Source organism: Kocuria sp. NBRC 114282 (assembly GCF_030268385.1).
In the GTDB taxonomy this organism is placed as follows: Bacteria; Actinomycetota; Actinomycetes; order Actinomycetales; family Micrococcaceae; genus Kocuria; species Kocuria palustris.
In genome coordinates this window covers 81,998-104,016 of sequence record NZ_BSQO01000005.1, presented here as the reverse complement: position 1 = coordinate 104,016, position 22,019 = coordinate 81,998, and the positions used below count along the sequence as shown (strand labels likewise).

20 protein-coding genes are annotated in these 22,019 nt (G+C 72.1%); 14 read left to right on the top strand and 6 right to left on the bottom strand.

Annotation, left to right across the window (positions count from 1 at the left end):
* Positions 1 to 2 precede the first annotated feature (2 nt).
* The 7 genes from narI (at position 3) to QSJ40_RS09850 (ending at position 6,901) form a co-directional block, all read left to right on the top strand.
* Positions 3 to 803, top strand: a complete 801-nt coding sequence (gene narI, locus QSJ40_RS09880; protein ID WP_024289264.1) for a respiratory nitrate reductase subunit gamma — start codon at positions 3 to 5, stop codon at positions 801 to 803.
* Positions 804 to 877: 74 nt separating this feature from the next.
* Positions 878 to 2,113 carry an MFS transporter gene (locus tag QSJ40_RS09875; RefSeq protein WP_204782649.1) on the top strand — a complete coding sequence of 412 codons (1,236 nt, stop codon included), beginning with the start codon at positions 878 to 880 and terminating at the stop codon, positions 2,111 to 2,113.
* Positions 2,114 to 2,300: 187 nt separating this feature from the next.
* Positions 2,301 to 2,798: a cyclic pyranopterin monophosphate synthase MoaC gene (moaC, locus tag QSJ40_RS09870; RefSeq protein WP_006213675.1), complete on the top strand. Its 498-nt coding sequence runs from the start codon at positions 2,301 to 2,303 to the stop codon at positions 2,796 to 2,798.
* Positions 2,795 to 3,979 carry a molybdenum cofactor biosynthesis protein MoaE gene (locus QSJ40_RS09865; RefSeq protein ID WP_006213674.1) on the top strand — a complete coding sequence of 395 codons (1,185 nt, stop codon included), beginning with the start codon at positions 2,795 to 2,797 and terminating at the stop codon, positions 3,977 to 3,979. The genes moaC and QSJ40_RS09865 overlap by 4 nt, the downstream gene beginning before the upstream one ends.
* Positions 3,964 to 5,286: a ThiF family adenylyltransferase gene (locus QSJ40_RS09860; protein ID WP_285730634.1), complete on the top strand. Its 1,323-nt coding sequence runs from the start codon at positions 3,964 to 3,966 to the stop codon at positions 5,284 to 5,286. Before QSJ40_RS09865 ends, QSJ40_RS09860 begins: the two co-directional genes overlap by 16 nt.
* Positions 5,287 to 5,288: 2 nt before the next feature.
* Positions 5,289 to 5,456 carry a hypothetical protein gene (locus QSJ40_RS09855; protein ID WP_006213672.1) on the top strand — a complete coding sequence of 56 codons (168 nt, stop codon included), beginning with the start codon at positions 5,289 to 5,291 and terminating at the stop codon, positions 5,454 to 5,456.
* Positions 5,457 to 5,539: 83 nt separating this feature from the next.
* Entirely contained in the window at positions 5,540 to 6,901 is a 1,362-nt protein-coding gene (locus QSJ40_RS09850) for a glycosyltransferase 87 family protein (RefSeq protein ID WP_285730631.1), read from the top strand.
* 247 nt (positions 6,902 to 7,148) lie between these two features.
* On the opposite strand, the gene QSJ40_RS09845 is transcribed toward QSJ40_RS09850, so the two are convergent.
* The 4 genes from QSJ40_RS09845 to QSJ40_RS09830 form a co-directional block, all read right to left on the bottom strand.
* The gene (locus QSJ40_RS09845; protein WP_006213670.1) at positions 7,149 to 7,418 is read right to left on the bottom strand and encodes an HPr family phosphocarrier protein; all 270 of its coding nucleotides are present in this window, start codon (positions 7,416 to 7,418) and stop codon (positions 7,149 to 7,151) included.
* 60 nt (positions 7,419 to 7,478) lie between these two features.
* Positions 7,479 to 9,653 (bottom strand): PTS fructose transporter subunit IIABC, encoded by a 2,175-nt coding sequence (locus QSJ40_RS09840; RefSeq protein ID WP_204782652.1) that lies wholly within the window; start codon positions 9,651 to 9,653, stop codon positions 7,479 to 7,481.
* A gap of 123 nt (positions 9,654 to 9,776) precedes the next feature.
* Positions 9,777 to 10,742: a 1-phosphofructokinase family hexose kinase gene (locus QSJ40_RS09835; protein ID WP_204782653.1), complete on the bottom strand. Its 966-nt coding sequence runs from the start codon at positions 10,740 to 10,742 to the stop codon at positions 9,777 to 9,779.
* Positions 10,739 to 11,590, bottom strand: coding sequence for a DeoR/GlpR family DNA-binding transcription regulator (locus QSJ40_RS09830; RefSeq protein ID WP_006213667.1), 852 nt, complete (start codon positions 11,588 to 11,590; stop codon positions 10,739 to 10,741). Before QSJ40_RS09830 ends, QSJ40_RS09835 begins: the two co-directional genes overlap by 4 nt.
* Before the next feature lie 137 nt (positions 11,591 to 11,727).
* On the opposite strand from QSJ40_RS09830, the gene ptsP reads away from it, so the two are divergent.
* The 3 genes from ptsP to QSJ40_RS09815 all read left to right on the top strand — a co-directional run bounded on the left by ptsP (position 11,728) and on the right by QSJ40_RS09815 (position 15,735).
* Positions 11,728 to 13,446: a phosphoenolpyruvate--protein phosphotransferase gene (gene ptsP / locus QSJ40_RS09825; protein ID WP_251715169.1), complete on the top strand. Its 1,719-nt coding sequence runs from the start codon at positions 11,728 to 11,730 to the stop codon at positions 13,444 to 13,446.
* A gap of 10 nt (positions 13,447 to 13,456) precedes the next feature.
* The gene (locus QSJ40_RS09820; protein ID WP_285730626.1) at positions 13,457 to 14,206 is read left to right on the top strand and encodes a glutamine amidotransferase; all 750 of its coding nucleotides are present in this window, start codon (positions 13,457 to 13,459) and stop codon (positions 14,204 to 14,206) included.
* Positions 14,207 to 14,421: 215 nt separating this feature from the next.
* Positions 14,422 to 15,735 carry a CPBP family intramembrane glutamic endopeptidase gene (locus tag QSJ40_RS09815; protein WP_285730624.1) on the top strand — a complete coding sequence of 438 codons (1,314 nt, stop codon included), beginning with the start codon at positions 14,422 to 14,424 and terminating at the stop codon, positions 15,733 to 15,735.
* Between the two features lie 103 nt (positions 15,736 to 15,838).
* Here QSJ40_RS09815 and QSJ40_RS09810 read toward each other — a convergent pair whose 3' ends face one another.
* On the bottom strand, positions 15,839 to 16,249 hold the full coding sequence (locus QSJ40_RS09810) for a hypothetical protein (protein WP_040560389.1): 411 nt from the start codon (positions 16,247 to 16,249) through the stop codon (positions 15,839 to 15,841).
* Between the two features lie 159 nt (positions 16,250 to 16,408).
* On the opposite strand from QSJ40_RS09810, the gene QSJ40_RS09805 reads away from it, so the two are divergent.
* The 3 genes from QSJ40_RS09805 to QSJ40_RS09795 all read left to right on the top strand — a co-directional run bounded on the left by QSJ40_RS09805 (position 16,409) and on the right by QSJ40_RS09795 (position 19,185).
* A complete protein-coding gene (locus QSJ40_RS09805; protein ID WP_502875248.1) occupies positions 16,409 to 17,770 on the top strand; it encodes a M18 family aminopeptidase in 1,362 nt (453 codons plus the stop codon).
* Between the two features lie 173 nt (positions 17,771 to 17,943).
* Complete coding sequence (locus QSJ40_RS09800) at positions 17,944 to 18,384, top strand: hypothetical protein (RefSeq protein ID WP_285730618.1); 441 nt, start codon at positions 17,944 to 17,946, stop codon at positions 18,382 to 18,384.
* Positions 18,385 to 18,474: 90 nt separating this feature from the next.
* Entirely contained in the window at positions 18,475 to 19,185 is a 711-nt protein-coding gene (locus QSJ40_RS09795; protein WP_285730615.1) for a class F sortase, read from the top strand.
* Positions 19,186 to 19,361: 176 nt separating this feature from the next.
* Here QSJ40_RS09795 and QSJ40_RS09790 read toward each other — a convergent pair whose 3' ends face one another.
* A complete protein-coding gene (locus QSJ40_RS09790) occupies positions 19,362 to 20,819 on the bottom strand; it encodes a glyceraldehyde-3-phosphate dehydrogenase (RefSeq protein ID WP_006213656.1) in 1,458 nt (485 codons plus the stop codon).
* A gap of 195 nt (positions 20,820 to 21,014) precedes the next feature.
* Between QSJ40_RS09790 and QSJ40_RS09785 the strand changes: the two genes are divergently transcribed.
* The gene (locus QSJ40_RS09785) at positions 21,015 to 22,010 is read left to right on the top strand and encodes a carbohydrate kinase family protein (protein WP_051990392.1); all 996 of its coding nucleotides are present in this window, start codon (positions 21,015 to 21,017) and stop codon (positions 22,008 to 22,010) included.
* Positions 22,011 to 22,019 lie beyond the last annotated feature (9 nt).

The following is a 22,019-nucleotide window of genomic DNA, read 5'->3' as shown; positions in this document are numbered from 1 at the left end:
GCATGAACACCACCGACATCCTGCTGTGGGGTGTGCTGCCCTACGTGGTGCTGCTGATCTTCATCGGCGGCACGATCTGGCGCTACAAGTACGACCAGTTCGGCTGGACCACCCGCTCGTCGTCCCTGTACGAGGGGAAGCTGCTGCGGATCGCCTCGCCGCTGTTCCACTTCGGGATCCTGGCGGTGCTGATCGGGCACATCGTGGGCCTGGTCATCCCCAAGTCCTGGACGGACTTCGCCGGGGTGTCCGAGCACATGTACCACATCATGGCGCTGACGATCGGCATGTTCGCGGGCTTCGGCACGCTGGTGGGCCTGGCCCTGCTGATCTACCGCCGCCGCACCACAGGCCCAGTGTTCATGGCCACCACGAACAACGACAAGATGATGTACGTCCTGCTGGTGCTGGCCCTGCTGGCGGGCATCGCGACCACGCTGATCTCGGTCTTCGACCACACCGTCGTGAACTACCGCGAGACCGTCTCCCCGTGGTTCCGCTCGATATGGATCCTGCAGCCGGACGTGGGCGCCATGGCCGCGTCGTCGCCCTCGTTCAAGGTGCACGTGCTGTTCGCGTTCGCGCTGTTCATCGCCTGGCCGTTCACCCGCCTGATCCACGCGTTCACGGCGCCGGTGCACTACCTCTTCCGGCCGTACATCATCTACCGCTCCCGGGACCGGGGCCGCACCACCGGCCACGCCCCCGTGCGCCGCGGCTGGGACCCGATCGGGACGCAGGACCGCGCGCCGTCGTCGGCCTCCCGGCCCAAGCGCCAGCCGACGTCCTCCGGGCGCCGCTGACGCGCCCCTCCCACGGCCCCACTGCACACCCTCGCGCCGCCTCGAGCGCGGCGCCGACCACCAGGAGATCACCCATGTCCGCTGAGGGCACCCGACCGTCCGTCGACGCCGAGCTGAAGGCCGGCCAGACCCGGAACCTGATCATCGCGACCCTGGCCTCCGTGATGGGCTTCTGGGCCTGGACCATCATCGGCCCGCTGTCCTCGCGCTACTCGCAGGCCATGGACCTCACCGCGGGGCAGACCTCGATCCTCGTGGCCATGCCGATCCTGGTCGGCTCCGTGGCCCGCGTCCCGGTGGGCGCGCTGACCGACCGCTACGGCGGGCGCGTCATGTTCACCGCGATCCTGGGCGTGACCGCTCCGCTCGTGCTGCTCACCGCGATCGTGGGGCAGCTGAACAGCTTCGGGCTGCTCGTCTTCGTCTCGTTCTTCCTGGGCATCGCCGGCACGGTCTTCGCGATCGGCATCCCGTTCTGCTCGGCCTGGTACGAGGCCCACCGCAAGGGCTTCGCGACCGGCGTGTTCGGCGCGGGCATGGTCGGCACCGCGGTCTCCGCCTTCGTCACCCCGCGCATCGTCGCAGGCCTGGGCTACATGGGCGCCCACGTGCTGGTCGCGGTGCTGGTGGCCGCTATGGCCGCGATCAGCTGGATCGCGCTGCGCGAGTCGCCCACGCGACGCGGACTGGAGCCCACGCCCATGATGCCCAAGCTCAAGGCCGCCTTCGCGCTGAAGGAGACCTGGATGCTGTGCTTCATGTACGCGATCGTCTTCGGCGCGTTCGTCGCCTTCTCGAACTACCTGCCGACCTATCTGGGCAACGTCTACGACTACGACCCCACGGCCGCGGGCACCCGCACCGCCGGATTCGCCCTGGCCGCGGTGATCGCCCGGCCGATCGGCGGCACCCTGGCCGATCGGATCGGTCCCAAGACCGTGTCGATCGCCTCCTACGTCGGCGCGGCCGCGCTCGCCGCGATCGTCGCCTTCCAGCCCTCCCACGAGTTCGTCTACGGCCCGCTGTTCCTGGCCATGGCCGTCTTCCTGGGACTGGGCACCGGCGGCGTGTTCGCCTGGGTGTCGCGGGCCTCGGACTCCCGCACGGTGGGCACCGTCTCCGGCGTGATCGCCGCGGCAGGCGGCCTGGGCGGCTACTTCCCGCCGCTGGTCATGGGAGCCACCTACAACCCGGAGCACAACTCCTACTTCTTCGGGCTGATGCTGCTGGCCGCGTTCTGCATCCTCGGCCTGCTCGTGGCGCTCGTGCTGCGCAACGGCGGCAAGGTGGACCAGCGCCAGACGGCCTGAGCCCGCACAGCGCCTCGCGCTCGGCCCGTCTCTGCCCGCCGCAGGGGCGGGCCGTCCGTCGGGCCCACAGGCTGTCCCGTCGTGCGGTCCCCGTACGGTGGACGGCACGACGACTCCGCCGGGCGCGCCCTGCGTCTCGCGGCGTCCGGCCGGCAGCACCCAGCTCGCAGCACCTCAGGAGGAGCCCATGTCCGAGACCCCGAGCAGCGGTCTGAGCCACGTCCGGGCGGACGGCTCGGCCCACATGGTCGACGTCTCCGCCAAGGCCGAGACCTCCCGGGAGGCCACCGCGGAGGCGGTGCTGAGCACTCGACCGGATGTGATCGAGAGGATCTTCGCGGCCGAGCTGCCCAAGGGCGATGCCCTGCCGACGGCGCGGATCGCCGGGATCATGGCTTCCAAGCGCACCCCGGACCTCATCCCGCTGTGCCACCCGCTGCCGCTCGCCAAGGCCTCGGTGGACTTCGAACGCCGGACGGAGTCCGTGCGCCTGCTGGCCACCGTGCGCACCCGCGGGGCCACCGGCGTCGAGATGGAGGCGCTGACGGCGGTCTCCGTGGCGGCGCTGACGCTCTACGACATGATCAAGGCCGTGGACAAGCACGCCGAGATCGGCGGGATCAGGGTCCTGGCCAAGTCGGGCGGGAAGTCCGGCGACTGGACCAGAGAGGACGCGCAGCCATGAGCACCGAGCCGATGAGCACCGAATCGGAGGGCGCCCGCGCCTGGGGCGAGCGGGATCCGCAGCTGCCCCCGCGGCGCGCTGTGCTGGTCGTGGCCTCGACCCGCGCCGCTGCGGGCACCTACCAGGACACCGCTGGGCCTGCAGGAGTGACGGCGCTGCGACGGGCCGGGATCGAGTGCCCGGAGCCCGTGGTGGTGGCGGACGGCGAGCCTCTGCGCCGGGAGCTGCACCGGCTGCTGCGCGAGCTGCCGCAGGCCGAGCGTCCGGACCTGGTCGTGACCTCCGGCGGCACCGGGATGATGGCCGATGACCGCACGCCGGAGATCACCGCCGAGCTGCTCGACCTGCAGCTTCCCGGGCTCGTCCACGCGCTGTGGGCCGAGGGCCTGCAGCACGTGCGCACCGCCGTGCTCTCGCGCGGACTGGCCGGGATCAGCGGGCGCACGCTCGTGGTCAATCTGCCGGGCTCCCGCGGCGGGGTGAAGGACGGCATGGCCGTGATCATCCCGCTGCTCGAGCACATCCTGCACCAGCTCGAGGGCGACCGGGACGCGGGGCACACGAGCCCCGAGGCCCCCCGCACGGAAGCGGCACCCTCAGCGGCCTCCGCTGACGGCGCGCCTGCCGCACCCGTCGAGGAGGCCGTCGCCCCGGTGCCGCCAGCCGAGCACGGCGCCTCCGCCGCCGACAAGCCCCCGGCTCCGCCCGCCGACGGATACCAGCCCTCCGGCCAGCAGGGCGATCACCCGGCCGACCTGGCCCCGTCCACGGTCGTGGACACCTGGATCACGGATCAGCCGCTGGATCCGGTGGGCCTGCGGGCCATGGCCTCTGCCTCCGCGGCGGGCGCCGTCGTCGGGTTCAGCGGCATCGTGCGCGATCACGACGGCGGCCGCGGCGTCGCCTCCCTGGACTACACCGCGCATCCGCAGGCCGCCGAAGCGCTGCGCGCCGCCTGCCAGGAGATCGCCGACGCCCACCCGGGCCTGCGGATGGCGGCGGCCCACCGGATCGGGCATCTGAGGGTTGGGGACTCGGCCATGGAGGTCGCCGTGGGGGCCTCTCACCGCAAGATCGCCTTCCAGGCCTGCGACGAGCTCGTGGACTGCATCAAGGCCCGCGTGCCCATCTGGAAGGAGCAGCACCTGGACGATGGAGGCAGGCAGTGGGTGAACCTTTGAGCGCCGCCGGCCTGCCGCCGCTGGTCGAGCCCGGCCCTCAGCTGAGTCCGGAGCAGCTGCGCCGCTACGCGCGCAACCTGCGCGTCCCGCAGATCGGCGAGCTCGGCCAGCGCCGCCTGCGCGCGGCCACGGTGCTGTGCGTAGGCGCCGGGGCGCTCGGCTCCCCGGCGCTGCTCTACCTCGCCGCCGCGGGGGTCGGGACCCTGGCGATCGTCGACGACGACGACGTGGAGCTGTCCAACCTCCAGCGCCAGGTCATCCACGGCTCCGAGGCGGTGGGGCGGGCCAAGACGGCATCTGCCGCCGCGCGGATCCGGGAGCTGAATCCGGACGTGCAGGTCGTCGAGCACCGGCGGCGCCTGGACGCCGGAAGCGCCCTGGAGCTCGTGTCCGGGTGCGATCTGGTGCTCGACGGCTCGGACAACTTCGCCACCCGCTACCTCGTCTCCGATGCCTGCGAGATCACCGGGATCCCCCATGTGTGGGCCTCGATCCTGCGGTTCGACGGCCAGGCCTCGGTGTTCTGGGCGCAGCACGGGCCCACCTACCGCGATCTGCACCCCATGCCGCCGCAGCCCGGCTCGGTGCCCAGCTGCGCCGAGGCCGGAGTGCTCGGAGCGCTGCCGGGGATGCTCGGCTCCACCCTGGCCATGGAGGCCATGAAGCTGATCATGGGCACCGGCGTCACGCTGCTGGGGAGGCTGTCGATCTGCGACGCCCTCGACGGCAGCTGGACCCAGATCCCCCTGCGGCGAGCCGCCGGAGCCGCGGCCGTCACGCACATGTCGCCCTTCGCGGACCCGGCCCGCGACGGCTATCCGGGGGCCGAGGACTCCGAGCGGCTCCTCGCCGGAGCCACCGGGACCAGCGGGGGCGGCGCCAGCTGCGTCGCGAGCGAGCCGGGGCCTCCGTCGTCGGACCCGACGGCCTCGGATCCGGAGCTGGTGACCCCCGAGCAGCTGTCCGACCTGCTGGCCGAACGGGCGGCGGGGCGCGCGTCGTTCGAGCTGATCGACGTGCGCGAGCCCTGGGAGCACCGGCTCGAGCGGATCGACGGCGCGCAGCTCATCCCGCTGGGAGAGCTCCTCGGGCAACCCGATGCGCCGGAGATCGCCGACGGCGCGGCTGGCCAGCTGGACGGCCCGGATGACGTCATCCTCCTCTGCCAGGCCGGAGTGCGCTCAGCCCAGGCCCTCAACCGATTGCGCGAGGCGGATATCGTGGCCGGACGGACGCGGCGCGTCCGGCACCTGGCCGGAGGCATGTCGTCATGGAGCGGGGCGGGCCTGCCCACGACAGGAGACTGAGCATGGAATCGACCCCTGAAGACGACGATCACCCGTCGAGCGCCGAGCACGGCCTCACCGCCTCCCAGGACGCCCACGGACTGGTGCGCCCGGACCGGTGGGGGACGGTGCTCGGGGCTGCGGGGTCGCTGGCCCTGGCCGTGGTGCTGCGCGGCCTGCGTCGGCGCTGAGACTGCCGTCGAAGTCCTTGGTGCCTGAGGGCTACCCTGGTCCGGTCCCGCCCGGGGCCGCACCCACCGTCCAGGAGGTCCGGTTGTCTTCCTCTGCCCGCTCCAGCTCCGCCGCCGCGCAGGCCGCAGATCGCGCAGCGCCCGCGCCTCGCTCGGGCGACGGCCCCGCGTGGGGCAGGGCCCTCGCCTGGATCGCCCTGGTCGCCGTGCTGGCCTGGGCCGTCAAGCTCGTGATCGAGGGGTCTCTGGACCTCATGGTCTACAACATGGGTGCGCAGTGGGTCGCCCACCCCGCGACCCGGGCGCAGCCGCTGTACGACCTCGAGTTCCCCGTCCCGTGGGGCGGCCCGGACACGCTGCCGTTCACCTACCCGCCGTTCGCCGCCCTGCTGTTCGGGCTGCTGGCCTGGATCCCGTTCGACCTCACGCGCTTCCTGCTGCTGGCTCTGGACATCATCGGTGCCGTCGTGCTGGGCCGCGGCCTGCTGGCCGTCGCCGAGCGGCGCGGCCGTCCGCTGCCGTGGACGCGGGCGCTGGGCTCGTCGGCGTCGCTGGCCCTGATCACCGCGCTGATCCTGTTCTGCGGCCCCTGGATCCGCACGATCTCGCTGGGGCAGGTCAACATCCTGCTCTTCGCGCTGATCTTCCTGGATCTGGTGCGCCGCACCGACGGCACCGGCTCGCGGCTCGAGAACGCCGTGGCCTTCATCCCGCGCGGCGTGCTGATCGGCATCGCCGCCGGCATCAAGCTGACCCCGCTGGCCTTCGGCCTCATCTTCCTCATGGGGAAGAACTTCAAGGCGATCCTGGCCATGGGCGTCACGTTCGCCGCGACCGTCGGGCTGGGCTTCCTGGTCCTGTACCAGGACTCGATCCAGTTCTGGACCGACGCCGTCTCGTCGTCCGACCGCGTGGGCTCGATCAAGTACATCGACAACACCGCCCTGACCGGCGTGCTGATCAAGACCGGCGTCCCGGCCGATGCGGTGGACCCGATCCGCTACGTGCTGGTGCTGATCATGCTGATCGCGGTTGCCGTGGCGCTGCCACTGCTGCTGCGCCGCGGGATGACGCTGTCGGCGATCTCCATGAACGCGCTGGTCATGCTGTTCATGTCGCCGATCTCCTGGTCGCACCACCAGGTCTACTACCCGGTGATCGCAGTAGCGCTGTTCACCGAGGCCTTCCCGCACGTTCTGCGCGGGGGCTTCCGGATGCCAGCGCAGATCATGGCGTGGATCTGGCTCGTGGGCGCCTACATCGGGCCCATGCGTGGGCTGTGGATCGTGGACCTGTTCGGCGTGCACCTGCATGCCGCGGAGACGATCTGGGTCATCCCCTACCTGGTGCTCTTCGTCCTGCTGCTGACCTGGTCCGCGGCCGTCGTCGTCGCTGCCCGACGCGATCGCCGCGCGGGGTCCGGCACCCCGGCCCCCGCTGCCTGACCCGACGCACCGACGCCCGCCGCCTGCCTCGACGCCTCCGCCTCGAGAGGCCGACTCCGGCCCTCCCCGCCGTCGACGGGCCGTTCCCTCACCGTTTCGCGGCTGAACCGGTGAGGGAACGGCCCGTCGACGGAGATGGGGTGGGGAATCGGCCAGCCGCGGGGAGGGCGGAGACGACGGGACCCCCGCAGCCAGGCGGCTGCGGGGGTCCCGTGCTGTGCGCTCCCGGCCTCCGGGAGGAGGCGGATCAGCTGGCGTCGAGATCCTGCTCGATGAGCCCGGCGATCTTCTCGACGGCCTCGGCGTTGTCCGAGGAGACCTCGACCTCGGTGCCCTTCTCGGCACCCAGGGCCATGATCAGCAACGACGACGACGCGTCCGCCGGCTCCTCGTCCGGGTCGTTGACGAGACCGATCAGGATCTCGTCGTCGTACTCCCCGGCGGCCTCGGAGATGATGGCTGCGGGACGGGCGTGCAGTCCGACGGCGGAGCCGACGATGACCTTCTTGCTGGGCATGCTTCCTCCTGACGGGTGCTTCATCGCACCGCTGCTAGTGGCGTCTTCAGCCTATGCGGTTCAGGCCGCGGCTGTCTGCGCCGTGGGCGCATCTGCGGACTCGGCGTCGCGCTGGGCGCGGGCCATCAGCGCGCGCTGGCGCTGGCTCTTCAGCACCGTGACGATCACCGCGGAGACCACCACACCGGCGACCAGCGCGATCAGGAAGCCTACCGGGTTGCCGATCGTGCCGATGACGAAGATGCCGCCGTGCGGGGCGTTCTGCGTGACGTTCAGCGCCGCGATGAGTCCGCCGGTCACGGCACCGCCCGCCATCATCGACGGAATGACGCGCAGCGGGTCGGCCGCGGCGAACGGGATGGCGCCCTCGGAGATGAAGGCCGCGCCGAGCAGCCACGCGGAGCGGCCGTTCTCGCGCTCGGCCTCGCTGTAGAGCTTGCCGCGCACCGTGGTGGACAGGGCCAGCGCCAGCGGCGGCACCATGCCGGAGGCCATGACAGCGGCCATGATCATCTGGTTCGCCTCGCCGCCGGCGGACAGGCCCGCGGTGCCGAAGAGGTAGGCGGCCTTGTTGACCGGCCCGCCGAGGTCGAAGCACATCATCAGGCCGATGATCACGCCGAGCAGCACCGCGGAGGAGCCGGACATCGACGACAGCCCGTTCTGCAGGGCCGTCATGAGCGCGGCCAGCGGGGCGCCGAGCAGCAGGTACATCAGCAGGCCCACGATCAGCGTGGTGACCAGCGGGATGATGACCACGGGCATGAGCCCGGCCAGCCAGCGCGGCACCTTGATCGAGGCGATCCACATGGCGATCAGACCGGCGATCAGGCCGGTGACCAGGCCGCCGATGAAGCCGGCGTTCAGGGCCACGGCGATCGCGCCGCCCACGAAGCCCGGGGCGATGCCGGGGCGACCGGCCAGGGCGTAGGCGATGTAGCCCGACAGCGCCGGGACCAGGAACGTCATGGCCAGACCGCCGACGACGCTGAGCACGGCCGCCAGATAGAGCAGCAGACCGTCGCCGCGGATGGCGGCGTCCGAGTAGTCGGCTGCGCTAGGCAGATTGGCGAGACTGCTGTTCGCGACGATGTCGGCGGACACGTTGGCGATGCCGGCGTCGCCCATGAGGAAGCTGATCGCGACCAGCAGACCGCCCGCGGAGACGAACGGGATCATGTAGGACACGCCGGTCATCAGCGCCTGCTGGATGCGCCTCGGCCAGCTCGTGCCGCCCTGGCCCGCGCCAGCGGACTCGCCGCCCGAGCCGCCGCCGCCGGCGATCCGGTGCCCATTGGGGTCATCGGCCGCGGCCAGCGCCTTGGTGATCAGGCCCTCGGGATCCGAGACGCCCACGTTCACGCCGGCCTCCACGCCCGGCTTGCCGGCGAAGCGCTCGCGGTCGCGCACGCCCACGCCCACGGCGAAGACGACGGCATCCGCCGCATCGATCTGCTCCTGCGTCAGCGGCGTGCCGCCGGAGGAGCCCTGGGTCTCCACGACGAGCTCGTGGCCCATCTCCGCGGCCTTCTGCTCGAGCGCCTCGGCCGCCATGTAGGTGTGCGCGATGCCCGTGGGGCACGACGTCACGGCCACGAGGTGGCGCTTGGCGGGGGCCGCTCGGGCCCCGTCGTCGGCCGCTGCCGCGCCCGCCGCACCTGCTCCGGCTGCGGCGCCCGCTGCGGCGCCCCCGTACTGGGCATCGGAGGACCCGGTGGCGGTGCTGCCGCTCGGTGCCGGAGCGGCCTCGAGCTGATCCGTGGCCGGCTTGGGCTTGGGGGCCAGGACCTCCTCGACGATCGCCACGACCTCCTCGGCTGACTGGGCCTCCCGCAGGGAGGCTAGGAAGGTCTTGCGGGCCATGGCCCGAGCCAGCTTGGACAGCAGCTTCAGGTGCGCCTGGCCCTCGCCGTCGGCGGCGGCGATCAGGAAGATCAGATCGGCCGGGCCGTCCTTGGCGCCGAAGTCCACGGGCTTGGGCAGGCGGGCGAAGGCCAGCGACGTGGTCTGCACGTGCGCCGAGCGGCAGTGCGGGATGCCGATGCCGCCGGGCTGGCCGGTCGCGGATTGCTGCTCGCGAGCCAGGGCGTCGCCGGCCAGGCCCTTGGCGGAGTCCGCCCGGCCCGTGGCGGCGACGATTCCGGCCAGCTTGGTGATGACCTTGGTCTTCTCGGAGCCGAGATCCTGGTCGAGCGAGACCAGGTCAGCTGTGATCAGCGGTGCGTTCTCTGACATGTCCTGTCCTTCGATGCGGCGGCCGGCGGCCGCTCGGTGGTGCTCGCCTCCGGGGGAGTCCCGGTGGCGACCGCGGGGAGCCTGCATCCGCTGCGGATGCAGGGGGAGATCTGGTGGGGCCGCTCAGTCGAGCGGCAGCTCGGACACCGTGGTGCCGTCGAGGTCGATCTGCTCGGGGGAGGGGACGCCGGTGCCGGGCAGCGCGGTGGCGCCGGAGCCGTAGGCCACCGCGCGGCGCAGCCGCTCGGCCGGGGCCAGGCCCTCCGTGTGGGCGATCAGCAGCCCGGACAGCGACGAGTCGCCGGCGCCCACGGTGGAGACCGGTGTGATGGGCGGGGGAGTCGCGGACCAGGCGCCCTCGGCGGTGACCAGCACGGCCCCGGCACCGCCGAGGGTGGCCAGCACCTCCCGGACCCCGCGCTCCACGAGCCGCCGGGCCGCACGCGCGGCGGGCAGGAAGTCGCCGTCGTCGGCGGCGGCCTCGATGGCCAGGCCGTCATCGCCCACGAGCTGGCCGAGCTCGAGCCCGTTCGGCTTGAGGATGTCCGGAGCTGCGGTCTCGAGGCGCTCGGACAGCGCCACGAGCGGGGCGTCCGAGGTGTCCACGGCGATCTGCACACCGCTGCCGCGCAGCTGCGTGATCAGCTGTGCGTACCAGTCCTCCGACGGGCCCGGGGGCAGCGAGCCGCACAGGGCCACCCAGTCGCCGGGCGAGACGGCGTCGCGGACCGCGGCCAGGCAGGCCAGCTGGGCATCGTCATCCAGCAGCGCCCCGGGCTCGTTGATCTTGGTGGTGGTGCCGTCGGGCTCGGTCAGGGTGATGTTGGTGCGCACGCGTCCGGGCAGGTCCACCGCACGGTGGGCCACGTCCGCCTGGGCGAGGGCCGACAGCAGCGGGTCGCCGCTGGATGCGGGCAGTACGGCCAGGGTGGGTGCGCCCGCCAGGGCCAGGGCGCGGGAGACGTTGATGCCCTTGCCGCCGGGGCCGTCGTCCACGGACGCGATGCGGTTGACGCCGCCGCGCTCCAGCGGGGCGGTCAGGGCGGCGGTGCGGTCGATGCTGGGGCTGGCGGTGAAGGTGACGATCATGCGATCACGACCTCGATCTCTGCTCGGTTCAGGGCTTCGGCAAGGGAGCTGGGCGGGACGGCGTCCGTGATGAGGACGTCGATCGCGCTGAGGTCGGCGAACGTGCACAGGTGCTCGGCGCCGAACTTGGTGGAGTCGACCAGCGCGATCACGCGCTGGGAGCGGGCGGCGATCAGGCGCTTGGCGGCGGCCTCCTCGGCGTCCGGGGTGGTCAGTCCGAGCACGGCGGACAGGCCGTTGGAGCCCAGGAAGGCGACGTCCGCGGAGATCGAGCTCAGCAGGGCATTGGTCTGGGCTCCCACGACCGTCTCCGTGACCGGGCGGAGTCGTCCGCCCAGCAGGAGGACCTCGACATCGCGGGCGTGGGAGAGCTCCACGCCGGCGCTGGGGGAGTTCGTCACGACCGTGACGGGCTCGAGGGCCCCCTCCCGCGCTGCGGCGGACATGGCGGCGGCGAGGCAGCCGGTGGTGCTGCCGCCGTCGAGCAGTACCGAGCCGTGCGCCGGCGGAAGATGGCCCATGGCGGCCCGGGCGATCGCGGCCTTGGCCCCGATCCGGGTGGCTCTGCGGTCATCGACGGCGGCCTCGCGGCCGTTGCGCCCCAGCGGCGGGATGGCACCGCCGTGCACGCGCTGGATGCGGCCCTGCCGCTCCAGGACGTCGAGGTCGCGGCGGATGGTCTCCGGGGCGACCGAGAACTGGACTGCCAGCTCCGCCACGGAGACGCGCCCCTGGACGGCGGCCTGCTGCGAGATGGCCTGCCGCCGCTCGGGCGCGAAGAGGCCCTGCCCGGTGTCCGGATCCGAGCCCGCCGCGTCCCCCGAGAGAGGCTGCTCTGTGATGTTCATTACGCCCATTTGTACATGATCATGCCCGGATGCGTTGATTGTCAATCTGTGTCCCGCTTCACTAGAATACCTGCAAGCAACGCTCGCCCGCGCATGTCCGCGCGGTTTCAGCGACTCGATGATGAGGAGCGCTCTTCATGTCCGAAGATGCCCGTTTGAACACTGCCGCCGCTGCTGCCCCGCAGGCCGACCTGACGGGCATCGGCGTCGTCGCCGGCGTCGCGGCTCGTCCCGCCATGTGGGTCCGGCCCCGCCCGGCCCTGCCGACCGACGGGCCGGAGATCCCGGAGTCGGATCGCGAGTCGCAGAAGGAGCGCTTCGACATCGCCGCCGCCACCGTCGCCGGACGCCTGGACGCCCGCGCGCAGCGTGCGGAGGGCCACGCGGCCGAGGTCCTCGGCGCCACCGCCGCGCTCGTCACGGACAAGGGCTGGCGCCGCGCCGTCGGCAAGCAGATCGACTCCGGCGCCTCCGCCGAGCTCGCCGCGGCGCGGGCCACGGACACCTTCGTGGCCAAGTTCGAGAAGATCGGCGGCCTCATGGCCGAGCGCACGACGGATCTGAAGGACATCCGCGACCGCGTCATCGCCGAGCTGCGCGGGGAGCCGGAGCCCGGCGTCCCGGATCCGGCCGAGCCGATCATCCTGCTGGCCGACGACCTCGCCCCCGCGGACACCGCGGGGCTCAAGCCCGAGCTCGTGCAGGGCATCGTCACCGAGCTCGGCGGCAAGACCAGCCACACCGCCATCATCGCCCGCCAGTTCGGCATCCCCTGCGTGGTGGGTGCAGGCTCCGCGCTGCGTCAGATCGAGGACGGCCAGCTGATCCTGGTCGACGGCGAGTCCGGTGTGATCGAGCTCGAGCCGGAGGCCGATTCCGCCGCCTCCCGGGCCGCCGAGTCCGCCGAGACGCTGGCGCGCATCCGCACCTGGACCGGCCCCGCCGTCTCCGCCGACGGCACCCGCATCCAGCTGCTGGCCAACGTCCAGGACGGAGCGGGCGCCCGCACCGCCGTGGCCACCGGCCTGCCGGAGGGTGTGGGCCTCTTCCGCACCGAGCTGTCCTTCCTCAACGCCACGGCCGAGCCCTCCGTGGCCGAGCAGACCGCCCTCTACCGCGAGGTTTTCGACGCCTTCGACGGCTCCAAGGTGGTCGTGCGCACCCTCGACGCCGGCTCGGACAAGCCCCTGGCCTTCGCGACCATGCCGGATGAGCCCAACCCGTCGCTGGGCGTGCGCGGCGTGCGCATCGCCTTCGAGGACGACGGCGTGCTGACCCGTCAGCTCGACGCCATCGCCGCTGCAGCCGAGGGATCCGGGGCGGAGCCCTGGGTCATGGCCCCCATGATCGCCACGGTCGATGAGGCCAAGTGGTTCGGCGATCTGTGCCGCGAGCGCGACCTCAAGCCCGGCGTCATGATCGAGGTCCCGTCGGCCGCTCTGCTGGCCGATCAGCTGATCGAGCACGTCGACTTCTTCTCGATCGGCACGAACGACCTCACCCAGTACGCCATGGCCGCCGACCGCATGGCCTCGGGTCTGGCCCAGCTCACGGATCCCTGGCAGCCCGCCGTGCTCAAGCTCGTGCAGATGGCCGCGCAGGCGGGCCAGCGCGCCGGCAAGCCCGTGGGAGTGTGCGGAGAGGCCGCAGCCGACCCGCTGCTGGCCTGCGTGCTGATCGGCCTGGGCATCACCTCGCTGTCCGCGGCCGCCCCGGCTCTGGCAGCCGTCGGCGTGAAGCTCGGCGAGGCCACGGACGAGCAGATGAAGCGCGCCGCGGAGGCCGCCGTGCAGGCCCCGTCGCCGGAGGCCGCCCGCGAGGCCGCCTCGGCCGCGCTGTCCGACGCTCGGGCCTGAGGCGGCGCAGGTGAAGCCGTTCCTGCTGATCTCCACCCGGCCGGAGGACTCGATCGCCGAGGAGGAGCTCGATACCTTCCTGCGCTTCACGGGGCTGGAGCCGGATCAGCTGCGCCAGCTGCGCCTGGGGAAGGGTCCGGAGGTCGCCCGCGAGCTGCAGGATCTGGACCTGGACGAGATCTCCGGGATCTTCGTGGGCGGCTCGCCGTTCACCACCTCCACGCCGCAGGAGGAGAAGACCGAGGTGCAGGTCCGTGTGGAGAAGGACCTCGGCGAGCTGCTCGACCGCGTCATGGACCGCGGCACCCCCTTCTTCGGGGCCTGCTACGGCGTGGGCACGCTCGGTGTGCATCAGGGCGGGGTCGTGGACGGCACCTACGCCGAGGGCGTGGGTCCCATCCGGATCACCGTGACCGACGAAGGCTCCCGGGACGTCCTGCTCGAGGGGATGCCGGAGACCTTCTGGGGGTACGTGGGGCACCAGGAGGCCGTGCGCGCTCTGCCGTCCAATGCCGTGCTGCTGGCCACGGGGGAGGAGTGCCCGGTGCAGATGTTCCGCATCGGCGAGCGGGCCTGGGCCACGCAGTTCCATCCGGAGCTCGACGACACCGCGCTGCTGAGCCGGATCGATGCCTACAAGCACCATGGGTACTTCCGTCCGGAGGACGCCGAGGAGGTGCGCCGTCGCGTGATCGACGGCCCCCAGGCCGATCAGCCGCGGCGCCTGCTGGCTCGCTTCGCGGAGGTCTTCGCCCGCTGAGGGCCAGAGCCTGCGGGGACGGCTCGGCTCCGGTCGGATCCGGTGCGGCGGGCGAGCGATCGGGGGCCGTCGTCGTCCGTGAGAGGGGCCGCGGCGCTGTCCGGAACCACCCTCGGGAGGGAGGGCGTCGTCGTCCGTGAGAGGGACCGCGGCGCTGTCCGGAACCACCCTCGGGAGGGAGGGCGTCGTCGTCCCGCGCGGATACGGTGGAGACCATGAGCACCGCCGCCTCCGCCCAGTCGTCGCCCACGGCTTCCCCTTCTGAGCCCGTGCCCTGGGGCGGTGCCGCAGCGCCGGGGCCCGTCGGCGGTCCTCCCGCGCGCGGGACCGGGGCTCCCTCCGGGACGCGACGCCTTCCGCTGGGTGCGGAGGTCCGCGACCTGCCCTATCACCGGCTCGGCCTCGCCGACCACCGGCATCGCCCGTGGGCCCCGCTGATCGAGGGCGCGCTGAGCGGCGGGATATATCTCGGGGCGAGCATCTTCTTCACCGTTGCGCTCCTGCTGGGCATGCTCGTCTTCCGCCCCGAGCTCACGGACACGTTCATGACGGGCGATCCCAACCAGATGAACATGGCGGATCCGTGGCTGCTCGTGCTGCTGTTCGGATCGGTCGCGATCTGGCTGCCCATCGCGCTGTTCGCCCGCTGGGTCATGCGGCCCCGGCCGATGGGACTGATCTGGTCGGTGACCGGACGGATCCGCTGGAAGTACCTCTTCATCACCCTGGGCGTGGCCGCCGCGATCTACCTGGTGATCCAGGTGGGGCTCAGCCTGCTGCTGAGCGCGCTGGCCCCGCAGGAGCAGGGCCTCGAGTTCGAGCCGCAGCCGTGGTGGTGGCTGAGCCTGATCCTGATGCTGCTGATCGTGCCCATCCAGTGCACCGCTGAAGAGGTCGTGTTCCGCGGCTACCTGGCGCAGATGCTGGGACGCTGGCTGCGTCACCCCCTGTTCGCGATCCTGCTGCCCGTCCCGCTGTTCATGCTCGGGCACCTCTACGACATCTGGGGTCAGCTCTCCGTCGGCATGATGGCGCTCGTGGCCGGCTGGGTCGTCTGGCGCACCGGCGGGCTCGAGGCCGCCATCGCTCTGCACGTCGTCAACAACATCTTCGCCTCCTTGACGGTGCTGTTCGTGCCGTTCGACCCGGAGGCGCAGGCAGAGTCCGTGGGCTGGTTCGGCTTCCTCGTCACGGCGGTCATGCAGGTGTCCTTCGGCCTCCTGGCGATCTGGATCGCCAAGCGAAGCGGCCTGGCCGTGACCCGACGCAGCGCCGTGTGGCCGGCCCGCGCCCGCCGCGACTGGGAGCGCTTCACGGGGCTCGACGCCGCCGGGGTGCGCGAGCTGCCCGCAGCTGCGGAGATCGCGGACATGCTCGGCGCCTGGCGTGCCGGTGGTCAGGCCGGTCCGGGCGCGACCTCCTGGCAGGCGGGCCCGGCCGTTCCCGTCGGACGGCCCGGAGCGCCCGTCCCCGGGCAGCCGGAGCAGCCCGCCCCCATGGGGCCCCCGGCGGCTCCGCCGCGCCCCTAGGGCCAGCGGCCCTCACCGTGATCGGTGCCGCGGCGCTGCCTGGTCGAGTGGCGCGGTGCGGCAGAGCAGGGCTCCGGCGGGAGGCCCCGTCAGGCGCGGGGCTTCAGGCTGCGACGCTCGAGGCGGCGCTCCAGGTCCCCCAGGCCACGACGGGGCCCAGCGCCGCCACGATCATGGCCATGCGGCCCGCGCCGCGTCCGCGTCGGCGCAGGAAGGCGGTCGCGCCCATGGCCATGGCGGCCAGGCCCATGAGACCGCAGACCGCCTGTGCGGCCAGCAGCACGGAGGCCTTGATCTGGGAGTCGCGCGGCATGCCTGCCCAGGTGCCGTCGCCGAACTGCTGCGCCTCGATCAGCACCACGCCCACGAAGGCCGCGCAGATCGTCGAGAGCACGATGGCGGTCAGGGCCAGGGCCAGGGCGGTCATGCCCATGGTGGGGCCCCGCCCCGTGCCGTCAGAGAGGATCTGGGGGGAGGCGGGCTTCGGAGGGGCGTCCGACGCCGCGTGTGTCATACAGAGAACATACAGTTTCTGAGGTTCGGAATGCCCTACATCTCGAAGTTCGAAGGAGCAGAGCCCGACGGCACGGCATGGACTCGAGTCGATGGATCTGCCCCGGGGTCCCGCTATCGCACGCAGCTGCTTCCGTGGGCCGTCCCTACACTGGAGCACATGGTCGACACGCCCGCTCAGCCCAGTCCCCAGATCCCCGCCGATCCCGACTGGCCGCAGTCGCCGGCCGGGCGGAACGCCCAGGATCTCGCGGAGCTCGTCATGGCCTCGCCGAGCTCCTTCCACGCTGCCGCAGAGGGCGCGCGACGGCTCGAAGCCGCCGGCTTCCATCAGCTCGACGAGCGCGACGCCTGGTCCGGCGACGACGTCCGGCAGCCGTCGTACGTGGTGCGCGACGGCGCCCTGATCGCCTGGGTGACCCCGGGGGCCTTGGGGGAGCGGGTGGGATTCCGGGTCGTCGGGGCCCACACGGACTCGCCGTCGTTCAAGCTCAAGCCGCGCCCCAGCACGGGGCATTCAGGCTGGTGGCAGGCCGGGGTGGAGATCTACGGCGGCCCGCTCGTGAACTCGTGGCTGGATCGAGAGCTTCGCCTGGCCGGGCGGATCACCGTGCGCACCGAGCAGGGGGCGGAGTCCCGCCTGGTGGCGACGGCGCCCGTGGCGCGGATCCCGCAGCTGGCGATTCACCTGGACCGCGGGGCCAACAAGGCGCTGAGCCTGGATCCGCAGCAGCACACCCAGCCGATCTGGGGCTGCGGCGACGAACCCGGGGATGTCCTGGCGCTGCTGGCCGAGGCGGCATCCCGGGGCGGCCTGCGGGTGCGCGCCGAGGACCTGCTGGGCTGGGACATCGTGCTGGCCGATACGCAGCAGCCGCGCCTTTTCGGCGCGCACCAGGAGCTGCTGGCCTCGGGGCGGCTCGACAACCTCACCTCCGTGCACGCGGGTCTCGAGGCGCTGACCGGCCGGCTCGATGACCTGCGCGGCGGTCGGCACATCGCGATGCTTGCGGCCTTCGACCACGAGGAGGTCGGCTCGCGCACCCGCTCCGGGGCCGCCGGGCCGTTCCTCGAGGATGTGCTGGTGCGCGTGGGGGCGGCGCTGGGCTGGGACGAGGACCGTCGACGGGCGGCGATCGCCTCGTCCTCGTGTCTGTCCTCCGATGCCGGGCACCTGGTGCACCCCAACTACCCCGGCCACCACGACCCCGCCGTGCGGCCGATGCCGGGAGGCGGTCCGCTGCTGAAGATCAACGCGGATCAGCACTACACGACCGACGCCGATGGCGCTGCCCAGTGGCGGCTGGCCTGCCGCAGCGCCGATGTGCCGGTCCAGGAGTTCGTCTCCCACAACGCCGTGCCGTGCGGCTCCACCATCGGTCCCATCACAGCGGGACGACTGGGCATGCGCACCCTGGACGTGGGCGTCGGGCTGCTGTCCATGCACTCGGCGCGGGAGATGGTCCATCTCGAGGATCTGCACGGGCTGGGCCAGGCCATGCAGGAGTGGCTGCTGGGCTGAGGGATCGTCTGGTGCTTCTTTGGAGACGGGCGCGGGAATTTTCCCCGGAAAACCGTTCTGACCTGCAGTTTCAGGTCTACGACGTGGCCAACGGCACAAGGTGCTGTGCCTGGCCTCATGGGGGAAAGTGAGCGGGTGCACCGGGTGGCGCCCCCACGACCATGAGGAGACCCATGTCCCAGCATCCGTCTGCCGTCCTCGGCCGCAGCACTCGTCCGCGTCGCACGGCGGCTCTGGCCGTCGTCGCAGCCGTCACCACCTCCACGGTGGCCTTCGGACCCGGGGCTCGTCACCTGCGCTCGCTGGACGCTGGCATCGTCGCGGTGCCGGACGAGCCGACCCCGGAGCCGACCCCGGAGCCCACGGCGACGCCCTCTGCCGTGCCCGAGACCCCGGCAGCCCCGAGCGAGCAGCCTTCCGAGCAGCCGGTGGTCCCGGCTTCGGGCGGCGGCGACCACGGCGGCCCCGATCAGGTGGAGGTCCACTCGGGCGAGGGCGCCGGTCTGGTCGGCACGAGCGGCTGGACGCTCCTCGCCCTGGGCGACGGCGTGCTCCTGCTTCTGGCCGCAGCCGTCTTCGCCGTGCCGCGCCTGCGGCGCTCGCGCGGCGGGTGAGCCCTCGGAGCCCCTGGTCGGCGGCAGCCCTGAGGGAGCTGCCGTCGGTCGGGGGCTTCGTCGTCCCTGGATCCTGAGATGCTGGGCCCCATGAGCGTTGATCGCCGCAGGCCTGTGGCCGCCGTCCTTGCGCTGCTCGGTGCGCTGCTGGTGGTGGCTGCGGTGATCGGCACGGCGGTGCACTACGCCGCTCAGCCCGACGCCGCCGTCGGCACCCCGCCGGGATCCAGTGCGTGGGATCGCATGCAGGCGGGGGCGCAGCGCGAAGGCTCCGATCTCCTCGACCGCGCAGCCGGGCGCGAGCCCGAGGCCCGCGTGGTCGAGGCGCCCATGCCCGAGCGGCCCTACGGCCCCGAGGCCGCAGACACGTACGACGGCTCCGTGGACACCTCCGCGGCAGCCGCCTCCCTGGCCGGTCAGCCCGATCGCCTCGAGGCCCCGACCCGGAGCCTCAGCGTGGGCTGCTCGCCGTCGCGGGCGGTGGACGGAGCGCTCGTGCTGCCCGAGGCGCCGGGCACCGTCTGGTACGACCAGTCCGCGCAGATCGGTGCGCCCGGAGCGTCGCTGATCGCCGGACTCGAGACGGGCGCCCCGGTCCTGGTCACCGACGACGAGGGCGAGGTCCACGAGTACGTCGTCGAATCGCTGCAGGTCTACGAGCAGCAGGCGCTTCCCGAGGACATGCTGCAGAGCACCGGTCCGGATGAGCTGGTGCTCGTGACCTGCTCCGGCGCCTCCATCAGCACCGGCGGCGCCTGGAGCTACGAGTACAACCTGGTCGTCACCGCTCCCACCGTCTGAGCTCTCGATTCCGCACGTCGGCCTTCACCTGCGTCGAACGGCGCCGCGGTGTGAGCATTCGGCTCCGGCACAGACGAGTGGCCCCGTGGTGTGCGTCTGAGGCTCTCAGCGCACACCACGGGGCCACTCGACGGGGAAGGCGACACCCGGAGGCTGCTCGACGCGGCCCCTGAGCCTCAGTTCGCCGGGATGGCGCTGGCGCCGGTCCAGTCCGAGGGGAAGGTGGGCTGCTGGATGTTCGCCATCTTGGCGGCCACGCGCACCACCTGCGAGGAGTAGCCGAACTCGTTGTCGTACCAGACGTAGACCACCACGGTCTTGCCGTTCACGACGGTGGCCAGGCCGTCCACCACGGAGGCGTAGCGGGAGCCCACGAGGTCGGAGGACACCGTCTCCGGGGAGTCGGTGTAGTCGATCTGGCGGCTCAGCGGGGAGTCCAGGGAGATGCCGCGCAGGAAGGCGTTGAGCTCGGCGGCATCGGCCGGGGCACGATCGAGCTGCAGGGTCAGCACGGCCATGGAGACGTCGGGGACGGGGACGCGGATGGCGTTGCCGGTGAGGCGCCCCTCCATCTTGGGCAGCGCCTTGGCGACGGCCTTGGCGGCGCCGGTCTCGGTGAGCACCATGTTCAGCCCGGCGGCGCGGCCGCGTCGGGGGCCGTTGTGGTAGTTGTCCGTGAGGTTCTGGTCGTTGGTGAAGGCGTGGACGGTCTCCACATGGCCCTGGGAGATGCCGTACTCGTCGTCGATCACCTTGACCACCGGGGTGATGGCGTTGGTGGTGCAGGAGGCGGCGGAGACGATCCGGTCCTCTGCGGAGATGTCCGAGTCGTTGACGCCGCAGACGATGTTCTTCATCCCGCCCTTGCCCGGCGCGGTCAGCAGGACCTTGGCGATCCCCTGGGACTGCAGGTGCCGGGAGAGGCCGTCGACATCGCGCCAGACGCCGGTGTTGTCGATCAGGATGGCGTCGTGGATCCCGTAGGCGGTGTAGTCGACCTCGGAGGGGCTGTCGGCGTAGATCACCTGGATGTCGACGCCGTTGGCGGTGATCACGTTGCGCTGCTCATCCACCACGATCGAGCCGTTGAACTTGCCGTGGATCGAGTCGCGGCGCAGCAGGGACGCGCGCTTGACCAGGTCGTTGCCGGGCTTCTTGCGGACCACGACGGCGCGCAGCACCATGCCGGTGCCGTCGTTGCGCTCCACCAGGATGCGGGTCAGCAGGCGGCCGATGCGCCCGAAGCCGTAGAGCACCACGTCCTGCGTCTTGGCGATGTTCTGGCCCTTGCGCTGGACGACGGCGGCCAGCTGCTCGCGGACGTACTGCTGCACGTCCTCGCGCTGGGACTCCTGCAGCCCGGCGGCCAGACGGCCCAGGTCGATGCGGCTGGCGCCCAGATCGAGGGAGTCGATGATGCCGATGAGCTGTTCGGTGACCTCCGTGGGCAGCTCCTCGCCGACGATGCGCCGAGCGAAGCGGTGCGCCTTGAGGATGTCCAGGACGGACTTGTGGACCAGCGACCGGCCGTGGATGCTCAGGACGACCTTGTTCTCGCGGTAGAGACGGCCGATCACGGGCACCATGGCCTCGGCGCGGGCCTCGCGCTCGTTCCAGGGCTCGACGGAGTTCACAGATGACCTGCTTCCTGGCTCCGACGACGCTGTCGGGGCCTTGGCTGCGTGCGTCGTCGCACGACTCGCACCGCTGGCCCGCGGTGGGCCGGTGCTCCGGAGTGTGTGTGGCGCAGGCACGGAGGCCTGGATCCGGGCTAGATCCTAGCCGGTGCACCACGCAGCCGCGGCGTGGCCCACTGCTACTGTGGCGCCATGCTGACAGTCATCGGTGAGGCACTCGTGGACGTCGTCTCACGCCCGGGCGGAGAGGCCGTGAGGCACCCCGGCGGAAGCCCCTTCAACGTCGCGGTGGGCCTGGCCCGACTGGGGCACCCCGTGACCTTCCTGGGCACCTGGGGCGAGGACGACGACGGCCGCCTCCTGGAGCAGAGCCTCTCGGCAGAGGGGATCGAGCTGCCGCTGCCGCGCCAGGCTCAGCCGACCTCCACCGCGGAGGCCATCCTGGCCGAGAACGGCTCGGCCGAGTACGAGTTCGCGCTGACCTGGGATCCGCCGCTGTCGGACGAGGACCTGGAGCGCATCGCCGAGACCTCGGAGGCTGTGCACACCGGCTCCATCGCAGCCGCGCTCGAGCCGGGCGCGGACACGGTGCGTCGGCTCATCGAGGCGGCGCGGGGCCGAGCCCTGATCAGCCTGGACCCCAACTGCCGCCCGTCGATCACCCCGGACGTGGAGCGCGTCCGCGCCCGCGTGGAGGAGCTGGCCGAGCGCTCGGATCTCATCAAAGCCTCGGACGAGGACCTGCTGTGGCTCTACCCCGGCTCGACCCTCCAGGAGTCGGCCCGCGCGTGGCTGCGCAAGGGCGCCGGCATGGTGGTCGTGACCCGCGGGGAGATGGGACCCTGGGCGGTGACCGAGGCCACCGGCCCCGTGGGCATCGAGGTCCCCGCCCGCCGCACGGATGTCGTGGACACCGTCGGCGCCGGCGACACCTTCATGGCCGCGCTGATCTCGCAGGCCGCCGATCGCGGGATCACCGGTCCCGGAGCCGCCCAGCGCCTGGCGGCGCTCGGCGAGGACGAGGTCCGGGAGATCCTGACCCGGGCGGCAGATGCTGCGGCCATCACCGTCTCGCGCGCCGGTGCGGATCTCCCGCGCCGCAGCGAGCTCGAGGCCCTGGCGGGCGTCGCCGCGGAGCCGGCCGCTCCCGCGGTGGCGACCGGACCCGACCGGAGGCAGGAAGACTGACCACCCCCG

What these genes read in the sequence shown, in the direction of transcription:
- QSJ40_RS09805 (WP_502875248.1), top strand. Translation starts at nt 16,409, where the DNA reads ATGGTCGACACGCCCGCTCAGCCCAGTCCCCAGATCCCCGCCGATCCC.
- QSJ40_RS09845 (WP_006213670.1), bottom strand. Translation starts at nt 7,418, where the DNA reads ATGCCCAGCAAGAAGGTCATCGTCGGCTCCGCCGTCGGACTGCACGCC.
- QSJ40_RS09875 (WP_204782649.1), top strand. Translation starts at nt 878, where the DNA reads ATGTCCGCTGAGGGCACCCGACCGTCCGTCGACGCCGAGCTGAAGGCC.
- QSJ40_RS09785 (WP_051990392.1), top strand. Translation starts at nt 21,015, where the DNA reads ATGCTGACAGTCATCGGTGAGGCACTCGTGGACGTCGTCTCACGCCCG.
- QSJ40_RS09800 (WP_285730618.1), top strand. Translation starts at nt 17,944, where the DNA reads ATGTCCCAGCATCCGTCTGCCGTCCTCGGCCGCAGCACTCGTCCGCGT.
- QSJ40_RS09855 (WP_006213672.1), top strand. Translation starts at nt 5,289, where the DNA reads ATGGAATCGACCCCTGAAGACGACGATCACCCGTCGAGCGCCGAGCAC.
- QSJ40_RS09810 (WP_040560389.1), bottom strand. Translation starts at nt 16,249, where the DNA reads ATGACACACGCGGCGTCGGACGCCCCTCCGAAGCCCGCCTCCCCCCAG.
- QSJ40_RS09815 (WP_285730624.1), top strand. Translation starts at nt 14,422, where the DNA reads ATGAGCACCGCCGCCTCCGCCCAGTCGTCGCCCACGGCTTCCCCTTCT.
- QSJ40_RS09835 (WP_204782653.1), bottom strand. Translation starts at nt 10,742, where the DNA reads ATGATCGTCACCTTCACCGCCAGCCCCAGCATCGACCGCACCGCCGCC.
- QSJ40_RS09795 (WP_285730615.1), top strand. Translation starts at nt 18,475, where the DNA reads ATGAGCGTTGATCGCCGCAGGCCTGTGGCCGCCGTCCTTGCGCTGCTC.
- moaC (WP_006213675.1), top strand. Translation starts at nt 2,301, where the DNA reads ATGTCCGAGACCCCGAGCAGCGGTCTGAGCCACGTCCGGGCGGACGGC.
- QSJ40_RS09865 (WP_006213674.1), top strand. Translation starts at nt 2,795, where the DNA reads ATGAGCACCGAGCCGATGAGCACCGAATCGGAGGGCGCCCGCGCCTGG.
- QSJ40_RS09830 (WP_006213667.1), bottom strand. Translation starts at nt 11,590, where the DNA reads ATGAACATCACAGAGCAGCCTCTCTCGGGGGACGCGGCGGGCTCGGAT.
- narI (WP_024289264.1), top strand. Translation starts at nt 3, where the DNA reads ATGAACACCACCGACATCCTGCTGTGGGGTGTGCTGCCCTACGTGGTG.
- ptsP (WP_251715169.1), top strand. Translation starts at nt 11,728, where the DNA reads ATGTCCGAAGATGCCCGTTTGAACACTGCCGCCGCTGCTGCCCCGCAG.
- QSJ40_RS09840 (WP_204782652.1), bottom strand. Translation starts at nt 9,653, where the DNA reads ATGTCAGAGAACGCACCGCTGATCACAGCTGACCTGGTCTCGCTCGAC.